This window comes from Curtobacterium sp. MCPF17_047, assembly GCF_003234045.1.
Taxonomy (GTDB): domain Bacteria; phylum Actinomycetota; class Actinomycetes; order Actinomycetales; family Microbacteriaceae; genus Curtobacterium.
In genome coordinates this window covers 58,102-67,204 of record NZ_QKSF01000016.1, presented here as the reverse complement: position 1 = coordinate 67,204, position 9,103 = coordinate 58,102, and the positions used below count along the sequence as shown (strand labels likewise).

Annotated in this window: 6 protein-coding genes; 1 reads left to right on the top strand and 5 read right to left on the bottom strand. The window is 71.9% G+C overall.

The genetic code is table 11. From position 1 onward, the window contains the following. The first annotated feature begins 174 nt into the window (after positions 1–174). A complete protein-coding gene (locus tag DEJ33_RS14815) occupies positions 175–777 on the top strand; it encodes a YbaK/EbsC family protein (RefSeq protein WP_111195389.1) in 603 nt (200 codons plus the stop codon). Between the two features lie 10 nt (positions 778–787). On the opposite strand, the gene DEJ33_RS14810 is transcribed toward DEJ33_RS14815, so the two are convergent. The 5 genes from DEJ33_RS14810 to DEJ33_RS14790 form a co-directional block, all read right to left on the bottom strand. Then, the gene (locus DEJ33_RS14810) at positions 788–1,156 is read right to left on the bottom strand and encodes a VOC family protein (protein WP_111079166.1); all 369 of its coding nucleotides are present in this window, start codon (positions 1,154–1,156) and stop codon (positions 788–790) included. Between the two features lie 41 nt (positions 1,157–1,197). Further along, the gene (gene hrpA, locus DEJ33_RS14805; protein WP_111195394.1) at positions 1,198–5,049 is read right to left on the bottom strand and encodes an ATP-dependent RNA helicase HrpA; all 3,852 of its coding nucleotides are present in this window, start codon (positions 5,047–5,049) and stop codon (positions 1,198–1,200) included. A gap of 34 nt (positions 5,050–5,083) precedes the next feature. Next, on the bottom strand, positions 5,084–6,937 hold the full coding sequence (locus DEJ33_RS14800) for a thioredoxin domain-containing protein (RefSeq protein WP_111195388.1): 1,854 nt from the start codon (positions 6,935–6,937) through the stop codon (positions 5,084–5,086). A 103-nt stretch (positions 6,938–7,040) separates the two neighbouring features. Further along, a complete protein-coding gene (locus DEJ33_RS14795) occupies positions 7,041–8,108 on the bottom strand; it encodes an NAD(P)-dependent oxidoreductase (protein ID WP_111195387.1) in 1,068 nt (355 codons plus the stop codon). Positions 8,109–8,153: 45 nt separating this feature from the next. Continuing rightward, a complete protein-coding gene (locus DEJ33_RS14790; RefSeq protein WP_111195386.1) occupies positions 8,154–9,005 on the bottom strand; it encodes a sulfurtransferase in 852 nt (283 codons plus the stop codon). Positions 9,006–9,103: the final 98 nt, after the last annotated feature.

Genomic DNA, 9,103 nt, shown 5'->3' with positions numbered 1-9,103 from the left:
GAGTGGGCGGCTGCGGCGCGGGCGGGCGGGCGCATTTCGTGCTCAGCGACAGTCCTCGTGGCGGCGCACGCGAGTCCTGTCGCTGAGCGCGAACCGCCAGGGGCACCGCGGTGCCGGCGCCGGCGCCGACCTCGGCTGACACGTCGTCGTGGCGTCCGTCCCTAGGGTGGGAGGATGCCGACGTTGAACCGCATGCCCGTCCTGCTCGCCACCGGCTCCATCGCCATCCCCGTCGCCGAGGCCTTGGTCGCCCTGCCGTCGGCCCTGCTCCAGCGGATCGAGGCATCGCCGATCGACCCGGACCTGGCGGACACGGCTGCGTTCTCGGAGGCCTACGGCTTCCCGGTGTCCGGCGGCGCGAACTGCATCGTCGTCGCGGGGAAGCGCGGCGACACCGTCACCTACGCGGCCTGTGTGGTGCTGGCCTCGACCAAGCTCGACGTGAACCGGACCGTGAAGGGCCTGCTCGGGGCACGGAAGGTGAGCTTCGCGCCGATGGACGACGCCGTCGAGCGCACTCGGATGGAGTACGGCGGCATCACCCCGATCGGTCTGCCGGCCGACTGGGCCGTGTACGTCGACTCCCGGGTGCTCGAGGCTCCCGAGGTCGTCATCGGTGCCGGCGTCCGTGGGGCGAAGCTGTTCCTGCCGGGGGCCGTGCTCGGCGAACTGCCCCGTGTCGAGGTCGTCGAGGGGCTGGCGGTCGACCCCGCTGATGCGGGCGCTGCCGATTCGGCAGAGGTCGATTCCTCGTCGGAGGCCGACCAGCCCGCTTGACCGAGCGGACTCAGTCCTGCGGCACGACCAGGCAGAACGGGTGCCCGGCCGGATCGAGGTAGACCCGGAAGGTGTCGGTGCCCTGCCCGGTCGTCGTCGCACCGATCGCGACGACCGCCTGCTCACCGGCGTCGAGGTCGTCGACCTTCACGTCGAGGTGGATCTGCTGCGGGACATCCTGTCCGGGCCACTCCGGTGCCCGGTAGTCGTCGACCCGCTGGCAGGCGAGCAGCGGTCGGTGTCCGGCGAAGGGCAGGACCACCTCGGCCCAGTCCTCGTCGAAGGCGACGATCTCCCCGCCGAGGAGTTCGGCGTAGAAGCGAGCGAGGGCGCGGGTGTCCGGGCAGTCCAGGACGACGACGTCGAGTGTGCCGATCATGGCGGTCACCGTAGTCCTGGTCGGCTCGGCCGTCCCGCGGCTCAGCGCGAGGCTGCCGTCAGCGCCTTCGTGATCCGCTGCAGCGACACGGTCTCCGCTGTACCCAGTTCCTGCGCGAAGAGGCTGAGTCGGAACTCCTCGAGCATCCAGCGTGCGTGCACGAGCTCCGGGTGCGAGCCGACCGCCGGCGGGAACGTCCCACCGGCCTCGACGTAGCGGTCGGTCGCACCGGTGACCTCGCGCATCCAGCTCGCGTCGCGGCCCGGGTTCTGGAGCAGCTTCGTGACGCGGGCGTCGATGCCCTGCAGGTACACCCGGATACGTCGGAGGCGGTCGAGCCCGGCCACCGAGACGAACCCGGGGAACACCAGCCGTTCCATCTGCTGCCGCATGTCCGACAGCGCCGGCAGCAGCGCCATGTTCGTCGCCTGCTTCATCGCGCGCTCGGCGTTCCGCTGGGCGGTGAGGACGGCGGCCACCTCGGACACGGCGGTGAACATCGTGTCGACGACCGTCGCCGAGACGGTGGCGCGCACCTGGTCGAACGCGGCCCGGGTGAACACCAGCCCGTCGGGGTGGGTCCGGCGGATCCCGGCATCGACCACGGCGGCCAGGACGTCGTCGAAGAGGGCGTTGGTCGACGGGTAGGGGCTCGCGGCGAGCGCGAGCTTCTCCTGCGCGGTGAGGTGCTGCTGGATGTACGACACGGGGGACGGTACGGCGAGCATCACGAGGCGGCGGACCCCCTCGGGCATCTGCACGGTCCGGTCGCCTGGCGTCGCGAGGAGCTGGACGCCGACGGTCGCCTTCGGGCCGGAGCCCTCCTCGACCAGGGCCGGGTAGGCGCGGATGACGCCGCCGGCCTGCTTCGTGTCGAGGACCTCGGGCAGGTCCTGGTCGGGCCAGGTGGTCAGGCCGGACCGTTCGATGCGGCGGCCCGAGCCGGCGTCGGCGACGCGGGACGAGCCTCCGGAGCGTTGTGTCGCCGCAGCGACGCTCTGCTGGGTCCGGTCCTTGAGCTTGGTCTGCAGGGCCGAGAGGTCCTTGCCGGCCTCGACCCGGCGGCCGCGCTCGTCGACGACCGCGTAGGTCGGCAGCAGGTGCGACGGCACCCGCGACATGTCGAAGTCGGACTCCGACACCGGTACGTGCACGAGGCGCTGGATCGTCTTGGCGAGTGTCGCGCGGAAGCTCTCGGTCGGGGTCGTCGGAGCGTCGTCCGGGAGCTCGGCGACGATCTTCTCGGCCCAGTCGGCGGCCGGGACGACGTTCTTGCGGATCTGCTTCGGCAGCGCCTTGATGAGCGCGGTGACGAGTTCCTTCCGGAGCCCGCGGACCTGCCAGTCGAAGCCCTCTTCCCGCATGCGCGGCAGGACGGCGAGCGGCACCTGGACGCTGACCCCGTCGTCCTCGGCACCGGGCTCGAAGCGGTAGCGGACGGCGAGGCGCTGGTCGCCGCTCCGCCACTGGGTCGGGTACTCGGCGTCGTCCTCAGCCGCCGACGCGGCGGACTCGTCGAGGAGGTCCTCGCGGCGCATCGTGAGCAGGTCCGGCTGGTCGCGCCGGGTCCGGCGCCACCACCCCTCGAAGTCGCGGGTGGTCGCGATCTCGGCGGGGATCCGGGCTTCGTAGAACTCGACGACCGTCTCGTCGTCGAGCAGGATGTCGCGGCGCCGGGTGCGCTCCTCGAGCTGTTCGAGTTCCCGGCGGAGCTTCCGGTTCGCCCGGTCGAACGCCTGCTGCGACTCCCACTCGCCCTCGACCAGGGCGTGCCGGATGAAGAGCTCCCGCGAGTGCACGGGGTCGATCCGGTTGTACTGCACCCGTCGACGCTGCACGATCGGCACGCCGAACAGCGTCACCCGCTCGTAGGCGACGACCGAGCCCTGCTTCTTCTCCCAGTGCGGTTCGCCGTAGGTGCGCTTGAGCAGGTCGCCGGCCAGCGGCTCCACCCACGCGGTGTCGATGCGGCCGACCGTCCGGGCGAACAACCGACTCGTCTCGACGAGTTCGGCGGCCATCACCGCGTCCGGCTGCTTCTTCGCGAGCACACTGCCCGGGAACACCACGAACCGGGTGTTCCGCGAGCCGAGGTAGTCCCGCTTCTCGCGGTCCCGCAGCCCGATCTGGCTGAGGAGGCCGGCGAGGAGCGCGCGGTGCACCGAGTCCGGGTCGTCCCTGCGTTCCGTGCCGACGTGGATGCCGACCTGCTTGGCTGCTCGGGAGAGCTGGCGGTACAGGTCCTGCCATTCGCGGATGCGGAGGTGGTTGAGGAACTCGGCCTTGCACATCCGGCGGAACGCGCTGGAGGACAGCTCGTCCTGCTTGTCCTCCAGGTAGTTCCAGAGACCGAGCAGGGTGAGGAAGTCGCTCGTGGGGTCGGCGAAGCGTGCGTGCTGCTGGTCGGCCTGCGCCCGCTTCTCGAGCGGACGCTCGCGCGGGTCCTGGATGCTCAGCGCCGAGACGATCGCGATGACCTCACGGCCCACGCCCTGGCGGCTCGCCTCGAGCACCATCCGGCCGAGGCGCGGGTCGATGGGCAGTCGGGTGAGCTGCTTGCCGGTCTTCGTGATCGCACCGTCGGTGTCGACGGCGCGGAGTTCGCGGAGGAGGTCCAGGCCGTCCTTCACGCCCCGGGAGTCCGGCGGCTGCAGGAACGGGAACGACTCGATGTCACCGAACCCGAGCGAGATCATCTGCAGGATGACGGCGGCCAGGTTCGTCCGGAGGATCTCCGGGTCGGTGAACTCGGGACGACGGTCGAAGTCGTCCTCGGAGTAGAGGCGGATCGCGATGCCGGCACTGGTACGGCCCGCACGACCCGAGCGCTGGTTCGCGGACGCCTGCGAGATCGCCTCGATCGGCAGCCGCTGCACCTTCGCCCGCGGCGAGTACCGGGAGATGCGGGCGGTGCCGGTGTCGACGACGTACTTGATGCCGGGGACGGTCAGCGAGGTCTCGGCCACGTTGGTCGCGAGCACGACACGTCGTCGGAGGCCCGGGGTGTTCGATCGCTGGAACACGCGGTGCTGGTCCGCGGCGGACAGTCGACCGTAGAGCGGCAGGACCTCGGTCCCCGGGTAGTGCTTGCCCTCGATGGCGTCCTGTGCGTCGCGGATCTCGTTCTCGCCGGACAGGAACACCAGGACGTCGCCCGGGTCCTCCCGCGCGAGCTCGTCGAGCGCGTCGGTGATGCCCTGCAGGTAGTCGCGGTCGTCGGTGCTGCTGCCGTCGTCTCGGCTACCGTCGTCCGGGCCGCCCTCGTCCTCGTCGTCGCCCCCGCCGGCGGCGTCCTCGTCCGCGACGAGCGGTCGGTACCGGACCTCCACCGGGTAGGTCCGTCCGGAGACCTCGACGATGGGCGCGTCGCCGAAGTGCTCGGAGAACGACTGCGGGTCGATCGTGGCACTCGTGATGATGACCTTGAGGTCCGGGCGCCGAGGGAGCAGTCGCTTCAGGTACCCGAGCAGGAAGTCGATCGTCAGGGAGCGCTCGTGCGCCTCGTCGATGATGATCGTGTCGTACCGCTTGAGGTCCCGGTCGAAGTGGATCTCGTTCAGCAGGATGCCGTCCGTCATCAGCTTGATCCGGGTGGCCGCGCTGACCTTGTCGGTGAAGCGCACCTGGTACCCGACGAGGTCGCCGAGCTCGCCGCCGAGTTCTTCCGACACGCGTTCCGCGATCGTGCGCGCGGCGATCCGCCGAGGCTGCGTGTGGCCGATGCTCTCGCGACCGAGCTCCAGGCAGATCTTCGGCAGCTGCGTCGTCTTGCCCGACCCGGTGGCACCCGCGACGATCACGACCTGGTTGTCGCGGATCGCAGCGGCGATGTCGTCCCGCCGCTGCGAGACGGGCAGCTCGGGCGGGTACGTGATGACGGGGGGATTCGACATGAGCATTCCAGGATACCGTCCGGGCGTGCGGCAGTCAGCCGAGCTGGGCGGCGAGCTCGCCAGCGGTCCGTGCCGGCAACGCGCAGACCCGGTCGTGGCAGACGTACGTCACGCCGTCCAGCGTGTCCCGGCCCTCGAACAGTGAGAAGCCGGCGGCCGCCCACTCCGCCGCTTGCGCCCGGGTGAGCACGGCGACGATCGTCCCCGGACGTCGTGCGGTCCGGACTGCCGCCTGCATGCCGGCCACCTCGGAGCCCGATCGGTCGTCAGCGACGAGCACGACTTCTCGTGAGGGCCGCTGGAGGGCGAGCGCGAGCCCGAGGGCATCCGCGTGCCCGAGTGGTCGGTCCACCCCGGTCCGGGCGCGCTCGGCGATGAGGCGCTCGGCCGCCGAGTGCCGGCCGTCGTCACCGGTGAGGGCAGCGAGGAGCGCGGCAGCCCCGGCCATCGCCACCGTTCCGGATCGGAGTGCTGTCTGCGGCTGCTCACCGGTCGCGGTCCCGGCAGCGGCGAGGACCGGATCGACCTCCAGCGCACCCGACAGTCCGTCGTCCACGAGCGTGCGCCCGATCACGGCGTACCCGAGCTCGCCGGTCGCGAGGGCGAGCTCGAGCAACCCCTCCGCGAACAGGCCGAGGTCCTCGATCGTCGGCGCTGCGGTCGACCCACCGCGCGGGGTGCTCGACCGGACCATGACGTGTCCGTCCCGGAGGTGTGCCGCGATGACGGCGTCCGCCGCGCTGCGCGCGAGGTCGATCATCTCGTCGTCCCCGGCGCGACTGCCCGCGATGACCAGCCCGCGGATCGCCAGGCCGTTCCACCCGGTCAGGACCTGGTCGTCGAGCGGCGGCGCCTCGAGCCGGCCGCGCTCTTCGAGCGGTACGCGGTACCACTCGCCTTCCACACGCCGGCCGTCGATGGTCGACTCGCTGTCCTGCGCCGCGACGAAGGCACCGTCCGCTCGTCGGAGGGTGTCGCGGAGGAAGTCCGCGATGCCGCGGGCTCGCCCGGGTTCGGCCACCGCGAGCAGGCCCGCATTGTCGTAGAGCATCCGCTCGTAGTGGGGGACGGACCAGTCCCGCTGGGTCGCGTACCGGAACACACCACCGTCGACGTCGGTCAGTTCTGACCCGGCGATGGCGTCGAGCGCACGGGTGAGCAGCGCGCCGGCTGCGCCGGCTGCGCCGTCGCCGTCCGCGGCCACGTCGCCGAGGAACTCCAACAGCGGAGCGTTCGGGAACTTCGGCGCCCCTCCGAACCCGCCGTACGTGGCGTCCTCGGCACGCTCGAGGTCGGACACGACCCCGTGGATCGCCTCGACGGACGGGAGGCCCGCCCCACCCCCGTCAGGCTGCCCGGCCTGCGCGGCGGCCGCGTCCGCCTCGGCGCCCTGCCGGATCGCCCCCGCGATCGCAGCGGCGTTCGCATCGACCTCGTGCCGGCGGTCCCGCCACGCATCGAGCACCGCGGCCGTGACCTGCCGGAACGACGGGTGCTCGCCGACCGGCTGCGGCGGGTAGTAGGTCCCCGCGTAGAACACCTGCGCGGCAGGCGTCATGAACACCGTCAACGGCCATCCGAGGTTCTCGGTGAAGGCGCTCGCCGCGGCCATCGCGCTCGAGTCGACGTCCGGGCGCTCTTCGCGGTCGACCTTCACGGCGACGAAGTCCTGCCGGAGCATCGCACCGATCTCCGGGTCGGAGAAGCTCTCACGCGCCATCACGTGGCACCAGTGGCACGTGGCGTAGCCGATCGACACGAGGACGGGCACGTCACGCTCCCGTGCCTCGGTGAAGGCGTCGGCGCCCCACTCGCGCCAGTCCACCGGGTTGTCGGCGTGCTGGCGGAGGTAGGGGCTGACGGCGGTCCCGAGCCGGTTGTCGTTCATGCACCCAGCGTGCCCCGCGCGCCCTGTGTGGGCGGGCCTCCAGTCGGATCTGTGGAGGAGCTGCCGCTGTCCACAGCCCGGCGGGGTCAGCCCGACCGACCAGTCAGCCCAGCCCGAGCGACAGCAGCACCAGCGCCGCGTCCTCCGGCCCGTAGTCGAACATCCGGTCCCAGAACGGATCGGCCGCCCACGGCACGTCCCCGTCGACCGGCGTGCGGTGCGCCGTCTCGACCAACCAGTCGACCTCCGGCACGACCGCCTCCGCGAACCGAGGCGGGACCCACCCGAGCGAGCGCGCAGCGGTGGTGTCGAGCACGGACGGCGACGGCACCGACCAGGGCGTGAGTCCGACGAACGCGGGGGCGTCCTCGCCGAGCAGGACCTCGTCGAACGTGTGACCGAGGTGCCCCGCGACGGTCCGGACGATCTCCAGCGCCGTCGGCGCCGTCTCGTCCGCGACGTTGAGGATGCGGCGGTCGGGTGCGTCGGCGACGATCCGGACCAGGGACGCGATGCCCGACGCCGCCGTCGTGTGGTCGACGCCGCGGCCCTCGTCGGCGAGCAGGACGCGCTCGCGGCCGTCGAGCACCCGGCGTACGACGAACCACTCGCGGGGTCGGCCGATGCCGACGCCGTACACCTTCGAGGGGCGCAGGACGGTGACGGGCGCCCCGTGGTCGAGCAGGACCTGTTCGGCGGCGACCTTCGCGGCACCGTAGCCGTCGCGACTCGTCGGGTCCGCGTCAGCGGGGGTGACCGTCGGCTGCAGCTCGGTGACGGCGCCGCCGAACACCGGCTTGTCGAGCGAGTTCGCGTGGCGACCCTGCTCGTCGGCGTAGACCGCCTTCGAGGACACGAAGACGGTCGACCCGACGTCGTCGAGGAAGGGGGCGAGCTGCAGGGCGTCGTCGCGGGTTGCACCGACGGTGTCGACGAGCAGGTCCGCGCCGGGGCGCAGCAGCTCGCGCAGGAACGTCGTGTCGCGACGGTCTCCCGGTCGGCCGACCGCGCCGCGGGCGAGGAGTCCATCGGCGACCGGGCCTCCGGAGCGCGAGACGACCTCGACCTCCCAGTCGTCGCCGCCCCGGCCGGACACGTCGAGGAGTTCGCGGACGACCTGGGATCCGATGCCGCCGGTCCCACCGAGGACGACCGCGCGTCTGCTGCTCATGCGGGCAACGCTAGCCCGCTGCGGGCGACGGGCAGCGCCACCCGGTCAGGAGGCGATCGGTTCCCGCCACCACTCGGCGAGGGACCCGTCGTACACGCGGACCTTTTGGTGGCCGAGCACGGTCAAGGCCAGCGCGTCGACGCACGAGGCGCTCCCGACTCCGCAGTAGGTCACGACCTCGTCCGCGGAGAGCACCGGTGCGAGGGCACGCTCGAGGTCCGGCTGGCGGAGCAGGGCGTTCGACCGGTCGAGCAACTCACGGACGCCGATGGTGGTGCTCCCGGGGACGATCGGTGGGTGGTCGTCGCCGAGGGCCGCCGGGTCGGCAGCCATGACGAGCGCCGCCGGCTCGGAACCGTCGACCGCACGGAGGACCCGTGCCCGGTCGGCCCAGAGCGGACGTTCCTCACCCGCGACGAACGCGTCGCCGTCGCGGGACGGCTCCGGTGCGCGGGACAGGGCCCCGACACGGACCGGCCGTCCCTCGTCGCGCCACTTCGGGAAGCCGCCGTCGAGCACGGCGACGGCGTCGAAGCCGAAGGACCGGAAGATCCACCACAGACGGGCGCTCCACTCGCCGATGCCGTCGTCGTAGACCACCACGGTGGAGTCGCGGCTCACGCCCAGCGCACGGGCCGCGGACTCGAAGCGGTCGACCCCGGGCCGGGTGAAGGGCAGGTCCGTCCCGGACGCCGAGAACTCGTCGATGAGGTCGGCGTAGACGGCACCCGGGACGTGTCCGCGACGCTCGTGGGCGTCCCGCGCCGAGTGCCACGACGTGCCGAAGCCGATGCCGTCCGTGTGCACCGAGGCGTCGAGGACGAGGAGGTCGTCCGCGCCGAGGTGGTCGGCGAGCCACTGCGTGGACACGAGTGGCGAGGTCAGGACGGGGGCCATGTGGCACACCGTAATCGACGCCTCTGACTCACGACAGAGGGTGAGCAACAGTCCGACACAGGCCGTGGAACGATCGGTCGGAGCACAGCGTGATGTGG

What these genes read in the sequence shown, in the direction of transcription:
- DEJ33_RS14800 (WP_111195388.1), bottom strand. Translation starts at nt 6,937, where the DNA reads ATGAACGACAACCGGCTCGGGACCGCCGTCAGCCCCTACCTCCGCCAG.
- DEJ33_RS14810 (WP_111079166.1), bottom strand. Translation starts at nt 1,156, where the DNA reads ATGATCGGCACACTCGACGTCGTCGTCCTGGACTGCCCGGACACCCGC.
- DEJ33_RS14795 (WP_111195387.1), bottom strand. Translation starts at nt 8,108, where the DNA reads ATGAGCAGCAGACGCGCGGTCGTCCTCGGTGGGACCGGCGGCATCGGA.
- hrpA (WP_111195394.1), bottom strand. Translation starts at nt 5,049, where the DNA reads ATGTCGAATCCCCCCGTCATCACGTACCCGCCCGAGCTGCCCGTCTCG.
- DEJ33_RS14815 (WP_111195389.1), top strand. Translation starts at nt 175, where the DNA reads ATGCCGACGTTGAACCGCATGCCCGTCCTGCTCGCCACCGGCTCCATC.
- DEJ33_RS14790 (WP_111195386.1), bottom strand. Translation starts at nt 9,005, where the DNA reads ATGGCCCCCGTCCTGACCTCGCCACTCGTGTCCACGCAGTGGCTCGCC.